The organism is Streptomyces sp. CNZ301, assembly GCF_004217425.1.
Map to the genome: position 1 here is coordinate 1604194 of NZ_SHLG01000001.1, position 23459 is coordinate 1627652.

General features: G+C 70.9%; 18 protein-coding genes and 1 tRNA gene. 6 read left to right on the forward strand and 13 right to left on the reverse strand.

Annotated elements, in window-relative coordinates; all coding sequences use genetic code 11:
- Positions 1-364: 364 nt before the first annotated feature.
- Positions 365-439, reverse strand: a tRNA-Val gene (locus EV375_RS07020).
- A gap of 234 nt (positions 440-673) precedes the next feature.
- Between EV375_RS07020 and EV375_RS07025 the strand changes: the two genes are divergently transcribed.
- Both EV375_RS07025 and EV375_RS07030 read left to right on the forward strand, forming a co-directional pair.
- Positions 674-1930 (forward strand): coiled-coil domain-containing protein, encoded by a 1257-nt coding sequence (locus EV375_RS07025; RefSeq protein ID WP_207228302.1) that lies wholly within the window; start codon positions 674-676, stop codon positions 1928-1930.
- Between the two features lie 89 nt (positions 1931-2019).
- Positions 2020-2250 (forward strand): FmdB family zinc ribbon protein, encoded by a 231-nt coding sequence (locus EV375_RS07030; RefSeq protein WP_055487017.1) that lies wholly within the window; start codon positions 2020-2022, stop codon positions 2248-2250.
- Between the two features lie 109 nt (positions 2251-2359).
- Here EV375_RS07030 and EV375_RS29585 read toward each other — a convergent pair whose 3' ends face one another.
- The gene (locus tag EV375_RS29585) at positions 2360-5020 is read right to left on the reverse strand and encodes an SAM-dependent methyltransferase (protein WP_486588334.1); all 2661 of its coding nucleotides are present in this window, start codon (positions 5018-5020) and stop codon (positions 2360-2362) included.
- Positions 5021-5309: 289 nt separating this feature from the next.
- Between EV375_RS29585 and EV375_RS07040 the strand changes: the two genes are divergently transcribed.
- Positions 5310-5903, forward strand: a complete 594-nt coding sequence (locus tag EV375_RS07040) for a rhodanese-like domain-containing protein (protein WP_130298687.1) — start codon at positions 5310-5312, stop codon at positions 5901-5903.
- Between the two features lie 31 nt (positions 5904-5934).
- Here EV375_RS07040 and EV375_RS07045 read toward each other — a convergent pair whose 3' ends face one another.
- The 3 genes from EV375_RS07045 to EV375_RS07055 are packed head-to-tail and all read right to left on the reverse strand — an operon-like array spanning position 5935 to position 10728.
- Positions 5935-6816 (reverse strand): HAD family hydrolase, encoded by an 882-nt coding sequence (locus EV375_RS07045; RefSeq protein WP_130298688.1) that lies wholly within the window; start codon positions 6814-6816, stop codon positions 5935-5937.
- Positions 6813-9509, reverse strand: coding sequence for a phosphoribosyltransferase (locus EV375_RS07050; RefSeq protein WP_486588335.1), 2697 nt, complete (start codon positions 9507-9509; stop codon positions 6813-6815). The genes EV375_RS07045 and EV375_RS07050 overlap by 4 nt, the downstream gene beginning before the upstream one ends.
- 28 nt (positions 9510-9537) lie before the next feature.
- Complete coding sequence (locus EV375_RS07055; RefSeq protein ID WP_130298689.1) at positions 9538-10728, reverse strand: HpcH/HpaI aldolase/citrate lyase family protein; 1191 nt, start codon at positions 10726-10728, stop codon at positions 9538-9540.
- A 241-nt stretch (positions 10729-10969) separates the two neighbouring features.
- Between EV375_RS07055 and EV375_RS07060 the strand changes: the two genes are divergently transcribed.
- Complete coding sequence (locus EV375_RS07060; protein WP_130298690.1) at positions 10970-11932, forward strand: TerD family protein; 963 nt, start codon at positions 10970-10972, stop codon at positions 11930-11932.
- Positions 11933-11976: 44 nt separating this feature from the next.
- Here EV375_RS07060 and EV375_RS07065 read toward each other — a convergent pair whose 3' ends face one another.
- From EV375_RS07065 to EV375_RS07090, 6 genes are all read right to left on the reverse strand, one after another.
- The gene (locus EV375_RS07065; RefSeq protein WP_130298691.1) at positions 11977-12735 is read right to left on the reverse strand and encodes a TerD family protein; all 759 of its coding nucleotides are present in this window, start codon (positions 12733-12735) and stop codon (positions 11977-11979) included.
- A 143-nt stretch (positions 12736-12878) separates the two neighbouring features.
- Positions 12879-14033: a DUF475 domain-containing protein gene (locus EV375_RS07070; RefSeq protein ID WP_130298692.1), complete on the reverse strand. Its 1155-nt coding sequence runs from the start codon at positions 14031-14033 to the stop codon at positions 12879-12881.
- Positions 14034-14072: 39 nt separating this feature from the next.
- Positions 14073-14651: a TerD family protein gene (locus EV375_RS07075; RefSeq protein ID WP_130298693.1), complete on the reverse strand. Its 579-nt coding sequence runs from the start codon at positions 14649-14651 to the stop codon at positions 14073-14075.
- 118 nt (positions 14652-14769) lie between these two features.
- Positions 14770-15345, reverse strand: a complete 576-nt coding sequence (locus tag EV375_RS07080; RefSeq protein ID WP_055487007.1) for a TerD family protein — start codon at positions 15343-15345, stop codon at positions 14770-14772.
- 126 nt (positions 15346-15471) lie between these two features.
- Entirely contained in the window at positions 15472-15930 is a 459-nt protein-coding gene (locus EV375_RS07085; protein ID WP_130298694.1) for a peroxiredoxin, read from the reverse strand.
- Between the two features lie 278 nt (positions 15931-16208).
- A complete protein-coding gene (locus EV375_RS07090) occupies positions 16209-16649 on the reverse strand; it encodes a DUF3052 domain-containing protein (RefSeq protein ID WP_028434974.1) in 441 nt (146 codons plus the stop codon).
- A 409-nt stretch (positions 16650-17058) separates the two neighbouring features.
- Here EV375_RS07090 and aceE point away from each other — a divergent pair, with 409 nt between their 5' ends.
- Positions 17059-19806: a pyruvate dehydrogenase (acetyl-transferring), homodimeric type gene (aceE, locus tag EV375_RS07095; protein ID WP_130298695.1), complete on the forward strand. Its 2748-nt coding sequence runs from the start codon at positions 17059-17061 to the stop codon at positions 19804-19806.
- Between the two features lie 236 nt (positions 19807-20042).
- Here aceE and EV375_RS07100 read toward each other — a convergent pair whose 3' ends face one another.
- Complete coding sequence (locus EV375_RS07100; protein WP_486588336.1) at positions 20043-20705, reverse strand: peptidase inhibitor family I36 protein; 663 nt, start codon at positions 20703-20705, stop codon at positions 20043-20045.
- Positions 20706-20890: 185 nt separating this feature from the next.
- Positions 20891-22528, reverse strand: a complete 1638-nt coding sequence (locus EV375_RS07105; protein WP_130298696.1) for an MFS transporter — start codon at positions 22526-22528, stop codon at positions 20891-20893.
- Between the two features lie 215 nt (positions 22529-22743).
- Between EV375_RS07105 and EV375_RS07110 the strand changes: the two genes are divergently transcribed.
- On the forward strand, positions 22744-23436 hold the full coding sequence (locus EV375_RS07110) for a TetR family transcriptional regulator (RefSeq protein ID WP_130298697.1): 693 nt from the start codon (positions 22744-22746) through the stop codon (positions 23434-23436).
- Positions 23437-23459 lie beyond the last annotated feature (23 nt).

The window sequence follows — 23459 nt, forward strand, 5'->3', positions numbered from 1 at the left end:
TCGGCGCGTGGGCTCATTGACTGCGTGGCTGGCGCCACCGTGCCCGGCGATCTGCCGCGCACGCACCTCATGCCCGCGTGCAAGCACCTCATGCCCGCGTGCAAGGACGGAGACGGCGCGTTCGCGCGGATGCGCCCCGGCGTGGGCTGCCTCGGACCACTTGTCTTCCTCCTCGAAGGAGCCCCGGTCCGGGCATCGGGCATGTCCCGGCGCCGTGCCCGGGGATGCCGAACTCGCCGCCTGCGTACGGACGTTGCGGTCCCGCCACAGGTCTGGCTCCCCCACCCGCGTCAAGCGCTCGAAGGGCCGTCCACGCAACGACGTGGACGGCCCTTCGGCTGCTGATCAGAGGGGGTTTGCGAGGTGGTGGGCACAACTGGGATCGAACCAGTGACATCTTGCTTGTAAGGCAAGCGCTCTACCGCTGAGCTATGCGCCCGGGAACGAAGGCACAGACTACCTTGTCCCTCGCCCGGGGGCACAAACCCTTGTGGGCGCTCACCGCCGGCCGCGCGGCCTCTCGGCGGGAGGGCTGCCGGTCGCGATCTGTCCGATGTCTCTTGCACGTATCGTTGAACGAACTGGCTCGTGTGTTCGTTGGCACAGGGTGGGAGAATGACCGGCGATCACTGATGCGGCACGTGGGGACGCGGGGAGAGGTTCGGTGGCGGCTATGAACGGCGGCGGCACCCGCCGCTGGGGCTGGGGCGGCGCCCGTGCGGAGAACCAGCGCGCCGACGCGCAGGCCGCAAAGGACGACGCCGCGGCAGCCTTCTACGAGCTGGACACCGCCCAGCGTGACCTGCGGATCTCCATCGAGACCCTGAACGCCGTCGACGACTCCCCCGCGGCCCGCAAGGCGGTCGCGGACTTCGCGGACTTCGGCTCCCGGATCGATCAGGTCAGCCACGAGTACATCTCCGTCGTGGACGCCCACGACCTGGACCGGGACGACCTCGATGCGGGCGCCGCCGCCCGCGCGCGGGCCGAGCTGGGCAGGGCGCGGCAGGAGCTGGAGCGGGTCAGGGGTGAGCTGCAGCGGTTCGGGGAGAGCCTTGGGCCGCTGCTGTCGCAGGCCGAGACGCAACTGGCGCGGCTCGCCCCGGCCATCGAGCGAGCGAAGCAGGGTCTGCTCGCGGCGTCGAACGCGCTGGACGCGGCCCGCGCCTCGGGCCTCAAGGCCGACGAGCTCGCCGGCTGGCTCGCGGCGCTCTCGCCCGAACTGACCAAGCTCAACGAAGGCGCCGGCCGGCACGGTGTGCAGGAGACGCTGCGCCGCGCCGACCGCGTCGTGCGTGAGGCGGAGGCGGTACGGGACGAGGCAGCCCGTCTGCCGGAACGGGCGGCGGAGATCGACAAGCGGCTCGGGTCGCTCCGCACGCGCGCCCAGGCCCTGCAGACCCGCGCGGGCCAGGTGGAACCGGTCCTCAGCGAGCTGCGGCGCCGCTTCAGCGCGACGTGCTGGCAGGACCTGCAGCAGGTCCCCGACCAGGCGGCCCGCTCCGTGCGCCAGGCGGAGGAGAAGCTGGCGGAGGGCCGCAAGGCGCGGGACGAGCAGCGCTGGGCGGACGCGACGGCGCAGCTGTCGACCGTGCGGGCGCTGCTGAACTCCGCGGACGAAGCGATCAAGGCCGCCGGTGACCGTCTGCAGCGGCTCAACGAGGTCTCCTTCGATCACACGAAGGAAGTCGACCGGACGCGTTTCGCCATCCGCGACGCGCAGCGGCTCGCGATGGCGGGCCGCAGCACGCCCGATCCGTCCCACGCGGGGCCGCTGGACGACGCCGTCGCACGTGTGGACCGTGCGGTCGCCGGGCTTACGGGCCGCCATCCCGACTACTGGCATCTCCTCACCGAACTGGACGCCGTGAAGGAGACCGTGCAGCGGGTCGTCGAACAGATCCGGGAGCAGCGCGCGGCCGGGCAGTGACGCCTGCCCGGCCGAATGCCCCTGTGACGGCGCCTGCCGGCCTTCCCGGCCGCGCGCCGCCGCCGCCGTGCGCCGGATAGCATTCCTGCATGCCCCGATACGAGTACCGCTGCCGCGAGTGCGACACGCAGTTCGAGCTGGCCCGTCCGATGGCGGAGTCCGGCGCCCCGGCCGCCTGCCCGCAGGGTCACGGGGACACCGTGAAGCTGCTGTCGACGGTCGCTGTGGCCGGCACCTCCGCCGCCTCCGCACCGGCCGCCGGCGCCGCGCCGGCTGGAGGCGGCGGGGGCGGCTGCTGCGGCGGGGGCTGCTGCGGCTGACGTCCGCCGGAACTCGCCGGAGTCCGCTGGAGATCACCGACGGACGCCGGTCCCTTGAGGCGCCCGCCCTCCCCGTCCGCGCTCCGGGCCCGCGTCCGCACCCGTCCCGTTACGGAATGCGAGCCACCGCGCCGTACGAGCCGACCCGGGGGTCGTCGTCGGCCAGGTCCGCCTCGGAGCGGTCCGAGCGCCACCGGTGGACGAGGACGATTCCGGGGTCGAGGAGCTCCAACCCGTCCAGGAGCGCGGCCACTTCGGCGTACGAGCGGGGCTTCGTGCGGATGCCGGCGATCTTCTCGTACTGGCGGCACACCGCTTCCATCCCCTCGGGGTCGAGGTCGCCGGTGAGGTGGGAGACCGTCAGAAAGCTTCCGGGGACCAGCGCGTCGGTGAAGCCGCGGATCATCTCGTGTGCGGACTCGTCGTCGGTGACGAGGGGCAGCAGCGCCACGAGGGAGAGAGCGACAGGCTGGTCCAGGTCCAGGCATTCGAGGACCTCGGGGGACGCGAGGATGCCGGACGGGTTCGCGGCGTCGGCTCTCAGGAACGAGGTACGGCCGAGCGGGCTGCCGGTGAGCAGGGCCTGGGCGTGGGCGTGGACGACGGGGTCGTCGTCCACGTAGACGACCCGCGCGGTGGGGATCTCGGCCTGGACGACCTGGTGCAGGTTCGGCTCCGTGGGGATGCCGGCGCCCAGGTCGAGGAACTGGCGTATGCCCTCGTGCCCGGCGAGGTGGCGCACGGCGCGGAGCATGAAGGCGCGGTTCTCGCGGGCCATGGCGGCTGTCGCGGGGGCGGCGTCCACGGTCTGCTGGGCGGCGGCCCTGTCGGCGGCGTAGTTCGTGCGGCCGCCGAGGAAGTAGTCGTAGAGCCGGGCGGGATGGGGCGTGTCGGTGCGGGGCTGGCCGATGCCGTCGGGCGGGGCCTGTCCGTTGCCGTCAGGGCCGTCCGGCTTCGGCTCGCCTTCGCTTCCGGTGACGGTAGGGGGCCGGACGCGGCCTGTGGTGTACAGGGCCCAGAGCAGTTCGTGGACGGCGCCGGGTCTGTCCTTGCGCAGCGGCAGATGTGTGAACGTCCCGGCCTCGCGCAGCCACCCGCCGAGCGTGCTGCCGGAGATCTCCAGTTCCTGTGCCGTCTCCTCGCGGTCCAGTTCGTTGCCGACCCAGCGCGCCAGCGCGGACAGCAGGCGCGGAGGGAGCCCGGACAGCACGCCTCTGCCCCACGGCGAGGCACCGTCCTGGTCGAGTACCTGGCGCACGCCCCCTGCGGGCAGGGTCCCCGGGACGGGCGGCGGCAGGTCCGCCAGCCGCATCGCCAGATCCAGCTTGGCCCGGTCCCCGAGAAGTGAACGGTCCAGGTTCACGCGTTCGGTCAGCTCGTCCAGCCGTGCGGTCACCGTGTCGCGGTGCAGGCCGAGCAGCCGCCCGGCGCCCTGCGTGCCCATGGCGATGGCCGCGCCGCACACCTCCAGCAGCCGCCGGCGTTCCGCCGCGGTGAGATTCCGCTCGAGCGGCGCCAGCAGCTCGCGTGCCCAGGCGCGGGCGGAGCTGCCGAGCAGCTCCGCCAGGGGCGGGCGTCCGTCGTGCACGGCCACTCCGCCGGGGGTGCGCCGGGCCGCCTCCACACTCACCGCGGCGGCCGAGTACAGGCGCGCGGCGTGCTCCAGGGGCCCGCGGCCGCTGACTCCCACCGCACGGTCGGGGTCGGCTTCGGCGACGGGCTCCAGCACGGTCTGCACGGGGGCCTGCGCGCCGTCCCAGACGACGATGATCTGGGTCTCGTCGACGGGGCAGAGCACCGTCAGGGCGCGTCCCCACTCCAGTGCCTCCTCGACTTCCTCCGCAACTGCTTCCCGCTCCTCGCCGGGAGACTTCTCCACGACCGCGAGCTGCACCATGCCCGCGGCCATCAAGCCGGGGGCCAGCGGCTCCACGGCACGGCCGGCGGATGTCACGTCGCCGACCATCAGGTACTGGAAGGCGGAGGTCCGTGCCGCCTGCACGGCCCCGTGCAGGCGGTGCTCGCGCTCGGTCACCTCCTCCTCGCGCAGCAGACCGGCCACCATCACGGCCACCTGTTCGAGGCCGAACAGGCCGCGTCCTCCCCAGGGTTCGTCGCGGGACGCGATCAGCAGCCTGTGCGGGGGGCCGACTCCCACCGGCCACACCTCGACGTACCGCCCGTGCCCGGCGCCCCGTACCGGTCCGTGCTCCCTGCCCCGTACGAGTTCGCGCAGCAGGGGCGTGTGCCTGGACACTTCAGCCGGCCAGTCCTGCTCCCGGTATCCGTCGACGACTTCCACCTGCGCACGGGCTTCCCGCGAGACCCAGTCGAGCACGCCCTGCGGTCCTCTGCCCTCGGCCATCGCGTGCGCGGCGAGATCGGTGTAGGTCTCCACCTGCCGGACCTCGTCCTGGAGCACCGCGATCTGCGCACCCATGAGCGCCTCGGCAACCCGGACGGGCCCGCCGGGGACCAGCGGAGTCAGGACGGGCACGAGACCGCAGTCGGGCACCTCGTCGGGGTGGGCGAATTCGCCGCACACCACCACTCCGGCCGCGTTCTCCGCGCGGAGCCGCACCCAGTCCAGGGTGCCGCCGGGGGACGTGACGAACAGCACCCGCTCCGTGCGCTCACCGATCGGGGGTCCGTCGGGGCCGCAGCGCGTGATCCTCTCGACCACCCTGCCGGGGTCGCCGGGCGCGTCTCCCCTGCCGGCCCACCGCAGCAGCGGAGGCACACCGGCGGTCAGACGGCCCAGCGTCAACATGGCTCCAGCGTCGGCCCGGGCTCCTTCCGGCGCACCTCGGCGTGCTGCTTCACGTCGCGCTGGGACGGGGAGCGGAAGGGGAAGCCGGGCCGGGCGGCTCCGTCACCGCTGCCGGGCGCTGCCGGACGCGGCCGGGTACGGCGGTACGCGTTCTATGCCACAAATGGGTGAATCCTCAAGCAGGGCCGACGCAACTCGGCGCCCTTATCCGGAATACACCGCTCCTCAACGCTGCTGAGGCGATCAGATCTGAAGGGTCACGATCAAGGCCGAACTGGAAGGATCAACTGTGACCGCTCCGCCTGCTCCCCTCACCGTCGACGAGTTCGCTCCCCGGCTCGCCGGCGCCACCGTCATCGACGTCCGCACCCCCGGCGAGTACGGCTCCGGGCACATCCCCGGCGCGTTCAACGTCCCGCTGGACCGTCTCGACGAGGCGCTTCCCTCGCTGCGCACCGCGGCCGAGCAGGGCGAACTGGTCGTCGTCTGTGCTTCCGGAGCCAGGTCCGGGACTGCGAGCAGCCGTCTCGCGGGAGAGGGAATCACCGCCGCGTCACTCGACGGCGGGACCGACGCCTGGTCCGGCGGCGGTCACGCGCTCGACCGTCCGGAAGGCGCCCGCGCCGTGTGGCCGATGGAGCGGCAGGTCAGGCTGGCCGCCGGTTCGCTGGTGCTGCTCGGCATCCTGCTCGACCTGGCGGTCCCCGGCGCCCGCATCCTTTCGTTCCTGATCGGGGGCGGCCTGGTCTTCTCCGCGCTGAGCAACACGTGCGGAATGGCCGCGGTGCTCTCGAAGCTGCCGCACAACCGCCGCCGGTCCGGCGACGGAGGCCTGGACGCCACCCTCAGCAGGCTGAGCGCGCGGGCCGCCGGCACGAGCTGACCCGGCACCGGCACGGACCGCCGGCACGGGCTCAGCCGGCAGAGGTCTCCCGCGTCCCGGCCGCGCCCTGCTCCCGCACCGCCCCGGCCGCCTCGCGCATCTCCCGCACGATCCGCTCCCCCGCCGCGACGCCGCGCTCGCGCAGCGCCGTGACGCGGGGGGCGCTCCAGCCGCTGTCGGCCAGTTCCCCGTGCCCGGGGAACCAGCCCCGGCCGGCGGCGGTCAGCATCTCGGCGTCGAGCAGCGAGTCACCGGCGGCGTAGGTGTGCGTCGCCCCGGTGCGCCGTGCGACCTCGGCGACGGCCGCGCCCTTCGTCAGGGGGCGCGGCACGGCGTAGATCTTGCGGCCCTGGAGCGAGACCGTCCAGCCGCGGGGCTCCGCCCAGGCGGCCAGCTCCTTCACCCACGTCTGCGGCAGCCGTTCGCGGTCGACGACGAGATAGGCGAACAACTCGTCGGCAACGCGCTGCTTGAGCACCCAGTCGCCGCCCGCGGACGCCTCGTGCAGGTGCGCGCGCACCTCGTCGAGCGGGGAACAGGCGGCGAGGCGGTGGCGCACCCGCGCGTTCCACTCCGGGTCCGCCTCACCGTCGACGAGCAGATGACCGCCGTTGGCGCACACCGCGTAGCGTGCCGGCCCGCCGGGAAGCCGCACCCGGCGGAACTGTTCGCGGGTCCTGGTGGTGGCGGGCACGAAGACGCACCGTTCCGTCAGTTCCGCCAGCAGTCCGGCGGCCGTCTCCGTCATGTACGACAGCGGCCTGCCCTCGTACACCTCGACGCACAGCAGCCGCGGAGCCTCGCTGTCGGGCACGCTCAGTCCGAGGGCCGCCGACGAGTAGATCAGCGTGCGGTCGAGGTCTCCGGCGAAGAGCGGGAGAGGCGGCGTAACGCGCCGGGAGGGGGCGGTCATCCGGCGGCCCTCCCGTCGGAGCCGGTGGCGCCGCGCGTGAACCGCGGGTGGATCAGGCCCACGCAGCTGTAGGGCAGCCCGTCCGTCTCCTCGACCGGAACGCCCCGCTCCCCCGCGAGCAGCCGCACGTGGTCCAGGTCGGAGCCCGCGCCGCGCCGCGTCAGAATCCGCCACGGTACTCGGCGCAGCAGCACACGCGTCGTCTCGCCGACTCCCGGCTTGACGAGGTTGACGTCGTCGATGCCGTACTCCCGGCTGATGCGTTCCACCGCGCTCCAGCCGGCCCATGTCGGGGCCCTCTCGGCGGTCCGCAGCGCTGCCGCGTCCCCCGCCACGGCTTCGGCGACGTCGCCGAAGCGGGCCGTGATCCGGTCCAGGAAGAGGCCCGAGACGTCCGAACCGGCAAGCTCCCGGTAGTACTTGGCGCCGTGGTAGTCGTCCGGGCCGACCAGGTCAGCGCGGAGCACGGTGCGCGAAATCAGCCCGGAGACGGTGGAGTTGAGGCAGGCGGACGGAATGAGGAAGTCCTCGCGGGTGCCGTATGTGCGGACACAGCCGCCGGGGTCGGCGAGCACGGCGATCTCCGGGTCGAACTCCCCGAACTGCGCGAGAGCTCCGGCGAGTTCACGAGTGATGGCGCCCTTGCCCGTCCAGCCGTCGACGAAGACGACGTCGCCGGGGTCGTGGTGCGAGGCGATCCAGCGCAGCGCGTTGGCGTCGATGCCGCGCCCGCGCACGATGGACACCGCGTAGTGCGGCAGGTCCAGCCCGTGGGCCCGCTGCGCCCAGCGCCGCATCAGTACGCCGACGGGTGTGCCCGCGCGGGCGAGCGAGACCAGCACCGGACGGCCCGTTCCGCGCGACGCCCGTTCGCACAGCACCGTCTCGGTGACGGTGCCGACCGCGCGCGCGACGCGGCTCGCGGAGGCCTCCAGCGCGCCGTGGAAGAGCCGTTCGTACTCCGGGCCCGGCTGGTATTCGACGGGCAGCGACTCCGCGTAGTGCGCCCCTCCGCTCTGGATCGCCTCCTCGCGCTCCTCGGTCGGGGCCTCCAGCTTCGTCCGCGACAGGTCCTGGAGCAGCCAGCCGACCTCATCGGGCGCGTACGAGGAGAAGTGCGGGCCGCGCAGCGGCGCGGGCAGCGGACGGTAGGCGGGGACCACCGCGAGCAGCACGCTGTCCGTGTGCTCCCGCAGCCGGTGCAGCAGACCACCCGGGCCGTGCAGGGCAGCGGTGTCGGACGCCGAGTCCGTCACGACGACGACGGCGTCGAAGCGGCGGCCGGGGTCGGCACCGGGGGCGACGTTGTACGCGTAGCGCACGGCGGCGCCGCGGCGGCCCTCGGCGCCGGTCTCCTTCCCGCGAGCGGCGCCGGTCTCCGTCCCGCGGCCCGCGACGGTCTCCTTCCCGCGAGCGGCGACGCCGTCCGTCCCGGTGTCCGCGCCGGTCTCCGCGTCCGTCCTGTCGTGTGCCGGGAAGGAGAGGCAGGTACGGACGGCGTAGGCCGGGTCGTCGAGCGCGAGCACGGGCGAGCGCGTCGTCGTGGAGAAGCGCACCTCCGCCGCCCGGCCCAGGCGCTCCTCCAGGGCGACGGCGAGACGCAGCGGCGCGTACATCAACTCCTCGCAGCCCAGCACCAGTACGCGCGGGGCCGTACGGTCACCCGGGGCCTCCGGCGCGTCGGGGAGCGTGCCCGCCTCTGCCAGTGCAGAGGCCAGCCGTGCTGCCATACCGGGCAGTGCCGCGTCCAGGCGGGCCCGGTGGGCGGCGGTGAAGCCGTGCCGTCCGCCGTCGGGCAGGCCCGGCGGCCAGCCGAGGTCCACCCGGGCCGCCGGGCTCGCGCCGCGCGGGCTCGCCGGCCCCACGGACTCGGGGTCCGTGCCGGCGGGGGGTTCCTCCGGCGCAGCCGACAACGCCGCTCCCGCCGGCGGGGCCTCCGGTGCCTGCACCTCCGCCTGCCCCGCCTGCCCCGCCTGCGCCTCTGCCTGCGCCACGAGGCGCTGCCCGCGCTCCAGCACGTCGTGCGGGAGCGAGACGCGGCCGCGTGCCAGCGCCACCACGTCCACACGCGCGCCGAGTTCGGCCGCGAACTTCTCCAGTGCGGCCGTGTCGTCCGCCGAGCGCATGTCGGTCAGCGCCACCACTACGTACCGCTGCCGAGGATGCCGCCGGTGCAGCGCCGCGATGGTGTTGCGCACGGTGCGGCCCGTGGAGAACTCGTCGTCGACGAGGACGAGCGGCCCGTCCCCGCTCAGCAGCCCCGGATCCTCCGGGAGCAGCAGATGCGACGTGGCGTGGCTGTGCTCCTCCTCGAACCCGCCGGCGGTTGCCACTCCCGGCACCGCGCGCCGCGTCGAGTGCAGGTACGTGACGCCGCCGATGCCGTCGGCCACGCAGTGCCCGAGCCCCGTCGCCGTCTCCGCGTAGCCGAGCACCACGGCACGGTCCGCGAGGTCGTCGCCGAGCAGGGTCCGCACCTCCCGCCCGAGCTTGACGCCGACCCCGCGCACGGCTCCGGGCCGCTCCGGCACGTGCTTGCCCAGGACGCGCGAGACGAGGAGATGCGCACGTTTGGGGTTGCGGCGCAGCGCCAGGCCCATCAGCTCCCGCAGCCCGTCGCCGCTCAGCCTCACATCCAGTCGTTCGGCGACCCACTCGCCGGACCACACCGCACCGCTCACCGCGTCTCTCACCCGTCGCCCATCCCTTCGTCCCGCGCTCTCACGCCGACTCGCCGTCCGCCCGCACGCCGGCCACCAGGAAGTCGACGAAACCGACGCCCTCGCGTGCCACCCCGAACAGCTCGGCGCGCAGCAGCGTCCGCTCGGCCCACGCCCGGTGCGGCTTCACCTCGTTCATCTTGTTCGTGTACGCGGAACGCACGACACCGCCTCCGCTGCGCTCCGGACGGAGGATGTCGGTGGCATCGCTGTACTCCTCCAGGCTCACCACGGACAACGCGTGCACCGGCAGCACGTGCGAGGGATGGATGCAGGTCTTGCCGAGCAGACCGTTGGCCCGGTCCAGTTCGATCTCGCGCAGCAGTCCGTCCATGTCGTGGTCGATGAGAGCCGTGCGCAGCTCCTCCGCGCGCCCGGTGAAGATGCTCTGCCTGAGCTGGGGCTTGAACATCCTCTCCTGGAGCCGGAAGTACTCCCACACCGGTCCGGTGACCGTGTAGCCGCTGCCGTCCGCGCGGCCCAGCACATTCACCACGTCACCGATGACGGACGCGACGAGCTGGACGTCGTACGCGGTCATCTCGGGCGTACGGCGCAGCCCGTGGGCGGAGCAGAAGTCCGTCACACCGAGCCGCAGCGCGAGGACCCGTTCCCGGTACTTGTCGACGGCGCGGGCGATTCCGGCCAGCGTCGCCGCCCGCGTCTCCAGGTGCAGCAGCGCCGGGGACTCGAGCACCGGCATCGCGAACAGCCTGCGGCCCGCGACGGCTTCGGCCTCTGCCAGGGCCTCCAGGAACGGGATGCCGCTCTCCTCGGTGAACTTGGGCAGCACGAACCCCGAGAGCAGTCCGGCCGAGGGGCCCAGCCGCTTCACGAGGTCGGTGATCTGCTCCGGCTCCCGTACCCGTACGAACAGCAGGGGGACGTCCCGCTCGGGCAGGCCGGCGCCGGCGTCCGCCAGTCGCGCCACCTGCCGGGTCAGATTGCCCTCGGCCCCCGCGACCTCCGCGTCGCTTATGGAGTCCTCCAGGCACAGCACCATGGACCTCACGCCGCGACGGGCCTGCTTGACCACGTCGGCGGCGAGGCTCGTGCGCGTCGCCGGGCAGTACAGGGTGGCGCCGAGCGCGGCGGCGAGCGTACGGCCCGGCGAGTCCGCGGTGAACTCGGCAGGCTCGTACTGGAACAGCGCTCGCCGCACCTCAGGCGGGAGTTGACCGAAGTGCCGCATGCGTGACCCCGATTCCCTTCGCGTGGCATCCGGCGTGGCCTACGCGGTCGTGTCGACCGTGCGCAGCCCGTCCCGCCGCCGGCTGTGCCGTCCGGTGGCGAGAAGCAGCCGCTCATCGTACGTACGGGAGGGGTCCATTGGTTCCATCCGACGATGAAGAATGCGTCACCACCGGGTGCACGCCCGGCCACCCCGGCCTCCCGCGTTGTCCTGACGCGCGGGCGGAAGGCAGGATGAGCGCATGACGCACGCCATGGTGAAGGGCTCGAACGTTCAGCTGGAGACTGTGGCGGTTCGTGCCGTCCTGTGCTGGTCCTCCGGGGCCGGAGTGCCCGACGTCGATGTGTCCGCGCTGCTGCTGGACGAGAGCGGACGCGTCGGTTCCGACGAGGACTTCGTCTTCTACAACCAGCCGCTGCACCCTTCAGGCGCGGTGAGTCACCTGGGAAAGACGCAGGAGCAGGACGGGAGGTGCGACTCGGTCGAGGTCGACCCTGGCGCTCTCGCCCCTCACGTGGACCGCGTGCTGCTCGCCGCGTCCACGGACGGCGGCACCTTCGGCGACGTGCGGCAGCTGCGGCTGCTGGCGTACGCGGGAGCCGGACCGGGCGCGGAGGGCGAACCCCTGCTGAAGTTCGACATCGAGCCTGAGACGGGCGCCGAGACGGCGCTGATCTGCGGCGAGCTGTACAGGCGCGGCACGGGCTGGAAGTTCCGCGCGCTGGGCCAGGGTTACGCGACAGGGCTGATCGGGCTGGCCACCGAGTACGGGATCACCGTCGAGGAAAGCGAGGGCTCCCGCCCGGAGCCGGGTGCCGCAGGACCGGGACAGCCGGGTGCCGCAGGACCGGAACAGCCGGGTGCCACCGTGCCGTCCGCACCGTCCGTCCCGCCCCAGACGTCCGCTCCGACGCCGGACGAAGCGACCGTGCCGGCCTTCGCCGCCGGCCCGCAGCCTTCGGAACCCGAGGACTTCCCCCTCGCGGCTCCCGCGCCGGGCCCGCCGCCCACCGCGCCGTCGCCCATCGCTGCGGGCGGGCCGGGTCCGGCGGCACCGACGCATGGCTACGGCTACCCGCAGCAGCCCCAGCAGCCGCCGGCGACCCGGCCCGCGTACGGTTATCCGCAGCCGGCATACGGCTACCCGCAGCCCGACCCGGACTTCGCACTGCCGCCCCAGGGGCCCCAGTTCCAGGACCGCTGACAGGAAACCGCAGCAGCCCGCCCGGGCCGGCTCGCGCCGCCGGATCAGCTCCGGCCGGCCTTGTACCCGCGGCCCCACTGCATGCCCCAGCCGTAGAGCCGGTCCAGTTCGGACTGGAATCCGTAGACGTAGCGCACCTGCCGGCGCACCATCAGCTGGTCCTTCTCGTGCTGCATGAGCAGCACCGCGCACGAACGCGCCTGCGGAGCCCGCTGGTCGAGCCCGACCTCGACGCGCGGTCCGTTGCTCGGGAAGAGCGTGAGGATCGCGTGCGTGCGGTCGAAGGCGGGGGTGCCGTCGTAGATGTAGACGAAGAAGAGCAGCCGCTTGATGTCGTCCTTGTGGTCGAGATTCACATAGATCGTCTCGCCGGACGGCGAGCCGAAGCGGTCGTCGCCGGTGAGCTTCACATACGGCGGGGAGTTCCAGTCACCGAGGAAGTTGCCCAGCGGCTGCACAACTCCCTTGGTGCCGTCGGCCAGTTCGTACATGCAGGCGAGGTCGAGGTCGACGTCGACGACGCCCTGCGTGTGCGCCTGTACGACCTGGGGCTTCAGCGCCTGGAGCGGATTCCGGAGCGAACCGCGGCGCCCGGCTCTCCCGTCGAAGTCCGAAGAGCGCATCCGCCAGGAAAGGTTCACCCGCAGACTGCCGTTGTCCGCGCCCTGTTCGGTCAGCGACAGCGACGAGTGACGCTTGGTCAGCTCGACGGCGTACGTCGAGGGACCGCCTATCGTGTCGAACTTCGGCCCGCGCCGCCGCATTCCGGCGCTGCTGCGCCAGTTCTCCCAAAGGGAGACCATCCCGCACCCCCACTCGAACTCCAACTGCCTCGGGGCGGCTCCGAGTCGGGACTCGGAGCCGCCCCGTTAGAGCGTTCCGCAAACAGGCCGCCGTGACACCCGGAAACGTGCGAGCCGCCGCACCTTCCCGGGGCACAGGGGGCTCACGCCTTGGAGCCGACCTCCTCGTCCGAGGTCTCGTCGTTCTCGCCGCCGCTGTCGTGCGACTGCGCGATCCGCTGGTTGCGCCGGACCGAGGACCAGAAGGACGCGGCGATCAGCGCGACGCCGATCAGACCGGTGACGACCTCGTTGATCTCGTACTTGATCGTGATGAGCAGGATGGCCGCGAGCGCACCGATCGCGTAATGCGCGCCGTGCTCCAGGTAGACGTAGTCGTCGAGCGTGCCCTGCCGGACGAGGTAGACCGTGAGCGACCGCACGTACATCGCGCCGATTCCGAGACCGAGCGCCATCCAGAAGATGTGGTTGGTGACGGCGAAGGCGCCGATGACGCCGTCGAAGGAGAAGGAGGCGTCGAGAACTTCGAGGTAGAGGAACATGAAGAAGGCGGCCTTGCCAGCGAGTCCGACCAGCGACGGGTCCTTGCCTTCCTGCTTGGCCTTCTCCTCGGCCTCGTGCTCGCGTTCCTCCTCTTCCTCCAGTTTGTTCTCGAAGTGGCTGGAGAGACCGCCCACCAGCAGGTAGGTGATGAGTCCGGCGACGCCGGACAGCAGCACCGTGGCGGACTTGTCCGCGTGAGCCCCGCCGTGCTGGTGCGCCTCGACCGCGAAGGTCATGGCCGAGATCAGCAGCACGATCAGGGCGATGCACACGGAGAGCATGTCGACCTTGCCGAGCTTGGCCAGGGGCCGCTCGAGCCAGGCGAGCCACTTGTACTCCCGCTCCTCGAAGATGAAGTCGAGGAAGATCATCAGCAGGAACATGCCGCCGAAGGCCGCGATGGCCGGGTGGGCGTCCGTCACGAGCTGCTGGTACTTGTCCGGGTCCGCCAGCGCGAGATCGACGGCTTCGATGGGCCCGATCTTGGCGCTGATGGCCACGATGACGACTGGGAAGACCAGCCTCATCCCGAACACCGCGATGAGGATGCCGATGGTCAGGAAGATGCGCTGCCAGAAGGCGTTGAGCTTCTTCAGCACACCTGCGTTGACGACCGCGTTGTCGAAGGACAGTGAGATCTCAAGGACGGACAGGATCGCCACGACGGCGAACCCCTGCCACCCCCAGAGCAACGCGGCGAGGGCGAGTCCCGCGGCCGTGACGCCGAAGGACCAGCCGAAGGTTTTCAAGAGCACTGGGCTACCCAATCCGCTTTACGAACAAATGACCTTTGCTTACGAAACATTGACTCCGAAGTCTAGAGCGATGCCTCGCAAGCCTGAGGCGTACCCCTGCCCAACGGCCCGGAACTTCCACTCGCCCTCGCGCCGGTACAACTCCCCGAAGATCATCGCGGTTTCCGAGGAGGCGTCCTCGGTGAGGTCGTAACGCGCCAGCTCCTGCCCGTCCTCCTGGTTCAGGACTCGGATGTAGGCGTCGGTGACCTGGCCGAACGTCTGCTGGCGGGGCTCCGCGTCGTAGATGGAGACCGGAAAGACGATCTTGTCGACCTGGGCGGGAACGAGCGGCAGGTCGACCAGCACCGTCTCGTCGTCCTCGCTTCCGGAACCGCCGACCAGTTCGTCGCCGGTGTGCTCGACGGAGCCGTCGGGGCTCTTGAGGTTGTTGTAGAAGACGAAGTACTCGTCGCCGAGCACCCGGCCGTTCGCGCACAGCAGCGCACTCGCGTCCAGATCGAAGGCGGCTCCGGTGGTGGAACGGGCCTTCCAGCCAAGCCCGATACGGGCCTGCGTCAGGTTCGGTGCGGCCTTCGAGAGGGAGACATTTCCCCCCTTGGCGAGCGTCACGCCCATGTTCTGATCCTCTCCCCGAACTCTCCCCGGTGTTGATGCCCCCAGTGTCCCGACATCACCAGACGCCGCACACCTCCTGTTCACGGAAGCCTGCGGCGCCGGTGGCTGCCGGGATCCGTCAGACGTTGACCCCGAAGTCCTGCGCGATGCCGCGCAGCCCCGACGCGTAACCCTGGCCGATGGCGCGGAACTTCCACTCCGCGCCGTGCCTGTAGAGCTCGCCGAAGACCATGGCCGTCTCTGTTGAGGCGTCCTCGCTGAGGTCGTAGCGCGCCAGCTCGTTGTTGTCGGCCTGGTTGACAACGCGGATGAAGGCGTTGCGGACCTGACCGAAGCTCTGCTGACGGCTCTCGGCCTCGTAGATGGAGACCGGGAAGACGATCTTCTCGACGTCGGCCGGCACACCCGCCAGATTGACCTTGATGACCTCGTCGTCTCCCTCGCCCTCACCGGTGAGGTTGTCACCGGTGTGCTCGACGGAGCCGTCGGGGCTCTTGAGGTTGTTGAAGAATACGAAGTTCTTGTCGTTGCCGACCTTGCCCTCGCTGTTCGCGAGCAGAGCGCTGGCGTCGAGGTCGAAGTCCGACCCCGTGGTCGTACGGGCATCCCAGCCCAGACCGACGATCACAGCCGTCAGGTTCGGGGCCTCCTTGGTCAGCGAGACGTTGCCGCCCTTGCTGAGGCTGACTCCCACGAGTCCTCCAGGTGTCTGTTCGAAGGAGCACCGTGCCGTGCCCCGTGCCTGTAGCGGTTAGCTTCTGTTCTGCCGGATGAACGAATCGATCCTAGTGAGCGGTTCCCCACGCTCCCAGCGCTCGGCTCAGAGGGCTTCCAGCGCCTTGACGTACTCGTTCAGGTCACGCGCCTCCGGGATGGCGTTGACGACGCTCCAGCGGACAACGCCCTCGGTGTCGATCACGAAGGTGCCGCGCACGGCGCAGCCCTTCTCCTCGTCGAAGACACCGTAGGCGCGGGAGGCCTCTCCGTGCGGCCAGAAGTCCGACAGCAGCGGGTACTCCAGGCCCTCCTGCTCGGCGAACACGCGCAGCGCGAAGGGCGAGTCGTTGGAGACGGCGAGCAGCTGCACGTCGTCGTTGACGAACTTGGGCAGTTCGTCACGCAGCGCGCACAGCTCGCCCGTGCACACCCCGGTGAAGGCGAACGGGTAGAAGAGCAGAACGACGTTCTTCTTGCCCCGGAAGTCGGACAGCGAGACCGCTTCTCCGTGCTGACTCTTCAGTGTGAAGTCCGGTGACTTGGTGCCGACCTCGATTGCCATGGGATCAAGATCCCCTTCCGTGATGACTGTCGATGGAGACGTTCCGTGATCACGGCCCGGAAGACGGCGGGCGCCGCCCGCGGCGTCCGCAGGGCGCCTGGCGGGGAAGGCGGGTCACCGTCGTACGGGACGCCGGCGCAGTCTTTCACTTCCGCCCCCCGAAGCGGGTCCGGGCCCCCGGCAGCCTGGCTGCCGGGGGCCCGGATCCGGTCAGGTCCGCTGCCGGGGACGGCTTCGGGCTGCGCCCGCGGCCGCCCCTGAGGCCGGACACGGCCTGGCTACCGCTTGCCGGTGCGAGCGGCCTTGGGCGTGACCAGACGGCTTCCGCTCCAGTCCTTGCCCGCGTTGACGGTGCTGGTCTGGGCGAGCCCGGCCGTCTGCGCCGCCTCACCGATCTCGCTCGGCTCGACGTAGCCCTCGCGGCCGGTCTTGGGGGTCAGCAGCCAGACAGGAGAACCCGCGTCGATCATCGTGGTGGCGTCCACCAGCGCGTCCGTCAGGTCGCCGTCATCCTCGCGGAACCACAGCATCACGGCATCGGCCACATCGTCGTGGTCCTCGTCGACGAGCTCCGTACCCGTGATGGCCTCGATTCCCTCACGGAGGGCCTGCTCGGCGTCGTCGTCGTACCCGAGCTCCTGGACCACCTGTCCGGGCTGGAAACCCAGCCTTGCGGCGGGGTTGGTCCGCTCCTCCGCGTGGTCCGCGGTCGCGCTCACGGATTGCCTCCTGTCTCTTGCTGGAATCTGCCTTGCGCCCCGCGCGCACGCGAGGCAATGGCCGTAGTCCACACGGGCGGGCCGGATCGCGCAAGTACCCCACCATCCATCCCGCCCAAACGCCGACGTGTCCTCCCACAATGCCCGATGAGCAGTGATTCGCGCCACATCGGCCTGTGACGTATGTGCCGGTTCCGCCGCTTCCGCACCCGGAGCACCGGCGGCGGCACACCTCAGCCGGGCCGGGCGTAGGGTGGCAATTCGGCCGCCCCATTCGACTTGTTGCTGTCGCGCGCCCATGAGACAGCACTGATTACCCAGCAGTAAAGGTGACGTGGGCGCAGCGGCAGTGGACGATGGAGTCGGCGCGACACCATGGCAGACAGATCACGACCAGCGAAGGAACAGCGTGGCTTCCGGATCCGATCGCAACCCGATCATCATTGGCGGCCTTCCCAGCCAGGTCCCGGACTTCGATCCCGAAGAGACCCAGGAATGGCTTGACTCGCTCGACGCCGCAGTCGACGAGCGCGGACGGGGACGGGCCCGCTATCTCATGCTCCGGCTTATCGAGCGGGCGCGCGAGAAGCGCGTCGCCGTACCGGAGATGCGCAGCACGGACTACGTGAACACGATCGCCACGCGGGACGAGCCCTACTTCCCCGGTAACGAGGAGATCGAGCGCAAGGTCCTCAACGCGACCCGCTGGAACGCCGCGGTGATGGTCTCCCGCGCACAGCGGCCCGGTATCGGGGTCGGCGGGCACATCGCGACCTTCGCCTCCTCCGCCTCTCTCTACGACGTGGGCTTCAATCACTTCTTCCGCGGCAAGGACGAGGGGGACGGCGGCGACCAGGTCTTCTTCCAGGGCCACGCCTCGCCCGGCATCTATGCCCGCGCGTTCCTGCTCGACAGGCTCTCCGAGGCGCAGCTGGACGGCTTCCGGCAGGAGAAGAGCAAGTCGCCCAACGGGCTCTCCAGCTATCCGCACCCGCGGTCGATGCCCGACTTCTGGGAGTTCCCCACGGTCTCGATGGGGCTCGGGCCGATCGGCGCGATCTACCAGGCCAGGATGAACCGCTACATGGAGGCGCGCGGCATCGCCGACACCTCCAAGTCGCACGTGTGGGCCTTCCTCGGCGACGGCGAGATGGACGAGCCCGAATCGCTGGGGCAGCTCTCTCTGGCGGCCCGAGAGGGGCTGGACAACCTCACCTTCGTCATCAACTGCAACCTTCAGCGGCTCGACGGCCCCGTGCGCGGCAACGGGAAGATCATCCAGGAGTTGGAGTCGTACTTCCGCGGCGCCGGCTGGAACGTGATCAAGCTGGTCTGGGACCGCTCCTGGGACCCGCTGCTCGCCCAGGACCGCGACGGTGTGCTGGTCAACAAGCTCAACACCACGCCCGACGGCCAGTTCCAGACGTACGCCACCGAGAGCGGCGCCTACATCCGCGACCACTTCTTCGGTGGTGACCAGCGGCTGCGGGCGATGGCCGAGAACATGACCGACGACCAGCTCCTGCACCTGGGACGCGGCGGCCACGACCACCGCAAGGTGTACGCGGCGTACAAGGCGGCCAAGGAGCACCAGGGCCAGCCCACGGTGATCCTCGCGCAGACCATCAAGGGCTGGACGCTGGGACCGAACTTCGAGGGCCGCAACGCCACGCACCAGATGAAGAAGCTGACGATCGACGATCTGAAGGGCTTCCGCGACCGGCTGCGCCTGCCGATCCCCGACAAGGAGCTGGAGTCCGGCGCCCCGCCGTACTACCACCCGGGCAGGGACTCGGAAGAGATCCAGTACATGCACGACCGCCGCAGGGAGCTGGGCGGATACGTGCCCACGCGCGTGAACCGCTCCAAGCCGCTCAAGCTCCCCGGCGACAAGGCCTATGCGGCGGTCAAGAAGGGGTCCGGCCAGCAGCAGATCGCCACCACCATGGCCTTCGTGCGGCTGCTGAAGGACCTGATGCGGGACAAGGAGATCGGCAAGCGTTTCGTGCCGATCGCTCCCGACGAGTACCGCACCTTCGGAATGGACTCGTTCTTCCCCTCGGCCAAGATCTACAACCCGCTGGGGCAGAGCTACGAGTCCGTGGACCGTGAACTGCTGCTGGCGTACAAGGAGTCGCCGACCGGCCAGATGCTCCACGACGGCATCACGGAAGCCGGCTGCACCGCCGCTGCGACCGCCGCCGGGTCGGCCTATGCCACGCACGGCGAGCCGCTCATCCCGATCTACGTCTTCTACTCGATGTTCGGCTTCCAGCGGACCGGCGACCAGTTCTGGCAGATGGCGGACCAGATGTCGCGGGGCTTCGTACTGGGCGCGACCGCCGGCCGTACGACCCTGACCGGCGAAGGTCTGCAGCACGCCGACGGCCACTCCCAGCTGCTGGCGTCGACGAACCCGGCCGCCGTCTCCTACGACCCGGCCTTCGGCTTCGAGATCGCGCACATCGTCAAGGACGGCCTGCAGCGGATGTACGGATCCTCGCCGGAACACCCGCAGGGCGAGGACGTCTTCTACTACCTCACCGTCTACAACGAGCCCATCCAGCAGCCGGCCGAGCCGGAGGACGTGGACGCCGAGGGCATCGTCCGCGGCCTGTACCGCTACAGCGTGGGCGACAAGGGGACGATCCCCGCGCAGGTCCTCGCCTCGGGTGTCGCCGTGCCGTGGGCGCTGGAGGCACAGAAGATCCTGGCCGAGGAGTGGAACGTCAAGGCGGACATCTGGTCGGCGACTTCCTGGAACGAACTGCGCCGCGAGGCGGTGGAAGCCGAGGAGCACAATCTCCTCCACCCCGAGGAGGAGCAGCGCGTCCCGTACGTGACGCGGAAACTCCAGAACGCCGACGGGCCCAAGGTGGCCGTATCCGACTGGATGCGGTCCGTGCCGGACCAGATCGCCCGCTGGGTGCCCGGCACCTACCAGTCCCTTGGAGCCGACGGCTTCGGCTTCGCCGACACCCGCGGAGCGGCCAGGCGCTTCTTCCACATCGACGCGCAGTCGATCGTGCTTGCCGTGCTCACGGAGCTGGCACGGGAGGGGAAGATCGACCGCTCTGCGCTGAAGCAGGCTCTCGACCGGTACCAGCTGCTGGACGTGGCAGCTGCGGACCCGGGCGCGGCGGGCGGCGACGCCTAGAGCCGCGCGCTGAGGCGTAGCCCCTGGATCGACGGGAACGAACCGCGACGGCGTGGTGCGGCAGTGCCGTACCACGCCGTCGCGCTGTGCACGGCCCGCGCCCCGGCACACGGGCCGGCCGCCGGGAGACCTGCCGAGCAGGCGCAGACGCCGGACGCCCGCGCGCAGAACGTGACCCAAGGCCCGTACGCACGCCCTGGTGACGGCTCGGGCCACCGCGCCGTGACAACTGGACATCAGCGCTTCCAGACCTTGAACGCCCGCATCCTGTACGCGCCTTCAGGCGTCCATGAGCCGGAAGGGTGCGTGTGGAAATCACGGGTCTCCGCGCACTCACCGCTCTCGTAGACGGTCACCGGACGGCCCGTACGGTTGGCGAACGACTCCGCACCCGCACGCCCGGGAAGCCGCTGACAGCTCCCGAGGGGGACCTCGCTCAGCGCGTACTCACGCCGCTCGCCACGGAACGGGGCATCCGGCCACATACAGAGCGCCCCCGCCGCGCAGTCGCCCAGCCTCGGCCCTGCCACCGCCCGGGGTGGCGTGGCTGCGGTCCCCGCTGCCAGGGCGCCCAGTGCGAGCGCGGCGGCCACGACACCCCGGATGCCGGTCCGGCCGGGAAGAGCTCCCCGGCCGCCTCCGCGGCCCGATGCACCCGGCTCCTGCACCGCCCGTCCCGATGCTGCCGGCCCCGCTGCTCCCGGCCCGGACGCCGCCGGTCCGGCCTCGTCCCGTCCGGACATACCTCGCCCGCGTCCCCGCACTCCGATCACTCCCCCGTACCGGGCCGGGCTCCGCTCGCCCGGCGTCGTGACCAGCATGTACGGGTGCCAGGGCGAGGCCAAGAGATAGCCGCTCGCTTCACCGGGATCAGTGGCGGAGTTATCCACAAGCGCCATGTGCCAGGTGCGGATACGTCTCGGGGCGGAACGGCCGGCCACCGTCCCGCCCCGAAGTTCACGGCCCGAAGTTCACGCTTCGAAGCTCACAACCCGAAGGTCACAGCCCGAAGCTCACAACCGAGCCCACGCGCGAGGTTGAGGCCCCGAGGTCCACAACTCCCTCGCCGTCCAAGCCGCCCCCGTCACACGTGCACGGAGGGCCCCGCGTCGTTGGAGCCGCGCTTGGTGAAGAAGGCGACCCCCGCGGCGAACACGGCCACGACGCCGGCGCACGTGAAGGCCAGCCCCATCCCCGAGATGAACGAGTCGTGCACGACTTCCTTCATCGCCTCGGCGATCTGCGCGGGGGTGCCCGCCGGCGCCGGGGGCGCCACGCCGACCTCGGCGGCCCCTTCGAGCTTGTCCTCCTGCCCGGGCGGCAGCGGCGGCAGCTTGGCGTCCGCCCACTTCTCCGGCAGTGCGTCGTCGACCCGGGTGGCCATGACGACGCCCAGCACCGCGGTGCCGAGGCTTCCGCCCACCTGCATCGCCGCTTGCTGGAGCCCGCCCGCGACGCCGGAGTGCTCCAGCGGCGCGTTCCCCACGATGACGTCGGTGGCACCGACCATCACCGGGGCGAGGCCGAGGCCCAGCAGCGCGAACCACAGGGAGGTGACGGCCGCACCGCTGTCCGCGTCCAGCGTCGAGAGACCGAACATGGCGATCGCGGCGATCAGCATGGCGCCGACGAGGGGACCGCGCGGCCCGACCTTGGAGATGAGCCCGCCCGCCAGGGGCGAGGCGACGATCATCATCGCCGTGAGCGGCAGCAGCCGGATCCCGCTGTCCACGGGCGACATCCCGTGCACGTTCTGGAGGTAGAAGGTGACGAAGAAGATGCCGCCCATGAATCCGAAGGCCATCAGCACCATCAGTACCGTCCCGGCCGTCAGCGGGACCGAGCGGAACATGCTCAGCGGAACCAGCGGTTCCTTCGCCTTCGACTCCCAGAGTCCGAAGACGAGGAACGCGACGAGAGAACCGCCCAGGAAGCCCAGCGTGGACGCGTCGCCCCAGCCCCAGTCCGGAGCCTTGATCAACGCCCAGATCAGGCAGAACATCGCGCCGGACAGCAGCACGATGCCCGGGATGTCGAAGGAGCGCGGCGCCTTCTCCGCGCGGTGGTCGCGGAGGATGAACAGCCCCATGAGTAGTGCGGCGAGGCCGACCGGGATGTTGATGAAGAAGACCGACTCCCAGTTGACCTTCTCGACGAGGACGCCGCCGACGATGGGCCCCGCCGCGGTCGAGGCGCCGATGACCGCACCCCAGACGCCGATGGCGGCGTTCAGCTTCTCGGCGGGGAAGGAGGCGCGCAGCAGGCCCAGCGCCGCCGGCATCAGCAGCGCCCCGAAGAGCCCCTGCAGCACGCGGAAGGCAACGACGAGCGAGACGCTGCCGCCGAGGCCGATCGCTCCGGAGGCCGCGGCGAAACCGACGACGCCGATCAGGAAGGTCTGCCTGTGACCGAACCTGTCACCCAGCTTGCCCGCGGTGATCAGGGCGACGGCGAGCGCCAGCAGATATCCGTTCGTGATCCACTGGACGTCCGCCAGCGAAGCTCCGAGGTCCTTCTGGATGGCCGGGTTGGCGATGGCGACGATCGTCCCGTCGAGGGCGACCATCGTGATGCCGACGGCAACGGTCACGAGGGTCAGCCACGGGTGGCCGCGGACACCCGATCGAGGTTCCGGTGCGCCCGCTGCGCCTGGTATGCCTGGTTCTCGCGGACCGGGCGGTTCCGCGGCCCGGCCCGTGGCTGTGCTGGTCTGGGAGCTCATGATGCGAGGCTAATGACAGTCGCTGACAATTGACAAACAAAACTATTCGTCTGTAGATGTCAGGCTGCTCACATCCGGCAGGGAACCCGTGACCCGGCCGGAGACGGAGAGCCACGTCCGGAGAGCCACGTCCTCGGCGCCGGCCGCGGCAGCGTCCGGTCCGTACATGCCGTGCCGCTGGAGGATCGGCGGCGAACCACTGGGAGGTGGCCGAAGTGACCGGTCTGCGTGAGCGGAAGAAGCAGCGCACCCGGGACTCGCTCGTCCGCGCCGCCTGCGAGCTCTTCGTCGCGAAGGGGTACGAGGAGACCACCGTCGACGAGATCGTCGCCACCGTCGACGTCTCCCAGCGCACCTTCTTCCGCTACTTCACCAGCAAGGAGGAAGTGGCCTTCTTCCTCCAGGCGCTCGTCTCGGAGCGGTACGTGGAGGCCGTACGCACGCGGCCGCCCGGGGACGAATCCCCGGTGGAGGTGCTGCGCAGCACTCTGGACGAGACGTGGGAGAGCATCGGCGAGGCCATCGAGGAGATCGTGCCCATGTCGCTGTACATGAGGATGTGGCAGATCATCGAGACCACGCCCTCCCTCGTGGCCGTCGAACTCCGTCACGCCGTGGAGATGGAGGAACGGCTCGCCGCCGAGATCGCGCGGCGCGAGGGCGTGGATCCGGACGGCGACGCCAGACCGAGGGTGCTCGTGGCGGCGTTCTCCGGTGTGATGCGCGCCGCCTTCCGCCGCTGGAGCTTCGGCGGGGACATCACCGTGGCCGCGGCCCAGCACATGGTCGAGTCGTACGTGGACCAGTTGGGCCCCGCCCTCTCCGAGGACTGGGGCCGCCCCGGCCGTCCGCCGCGCGCACCCCGGACGTCACCCCCCGAAGCGCCGGGCGCGGCCTCCTCCAACTGATCTGCGCCTCAAGCGGGTTCGCG

Bases quoted from the DNA above. Each gene is read 5' to 3' on its own strand.
- EV375_RS07045 (WP_130298688.1), bottom strand. From the start codon at position 6,816: ATGACCGCCCCCTCCCGGCGCGTTACGCCGCCTCTCCCGCTCTTCGCC.
- EV375_RS07025 (WP_207228302.1), top strand. From the start codon at position 674: ATGAACGGCGGCGGCACCCGCCGCTGGGGCTGGGGCGGCGCCCGTGCG.
- EV375_RS29585 (WP_486588334.1), bottom strand. From the start codon at position 5,020: ATGTTGACGCTGGGCCGTCTGACCGCCGGTGTGCCTCCGCTGCTGCGG.
- EV375_RS07065 (WP_130298691.1), bottom strand. From the start codon at position 12,735: ATGGTCTCCCTTTGGGAGAACTGGCGCAGCAGCGCCGGAATGCGGCGG.
- EV375_RS07085 (WP_130298694.1), bottom strand. From the start codon at position 15,930: ATGGCAATCGAGGTCGGCACCAAGTCACCGGACTTCACACTGAAGAGT.
- EV375_RS07030 (WP_055487017.1), top strand. From the start codon at position 2,020: ATGCCCCGATACGAGTACCGCTGCCGCGAGTGCGACACGCAGTTCGAG.
- EV375_RS07055 (WP_130298689.1), bottom strand. From the start codon at position 10,728: ATGCGGCACTTCGGTCAACTCCCGCCTGAGGTGCGGCGAGCGCTGTTC.
- EV375_RS07100 (WP_486588336.1), bottom strand. From the start codon at position 20,705: ATGGCGCTTGTGGATAACTCCGCCACTGATCCCGGTGAAGCGAGCGGC.
- EV375_RS07060 (WP_130298690.1), top strand. From the start codon at position 10,970: ATGACGCACGCCATGGTGAAGGGCTCGAACGTTCAGCTGGAGACTGTG.
- EV375_RS07105 (WP_130298696.1), bottom strand. From the start codon at position 22,528: ATGAGCTCCCAGACCAGCACAGCCACGGGCCGGGCCGCGGAACCGCCC.
- EV375_RS07075 (WP_130298693.1), bottom strand. From the start codon at position 14,651: ATGGGCGTGACGCTCGCCAAGGGGGGAAATGTCTCCCTCTCGAAGGCC.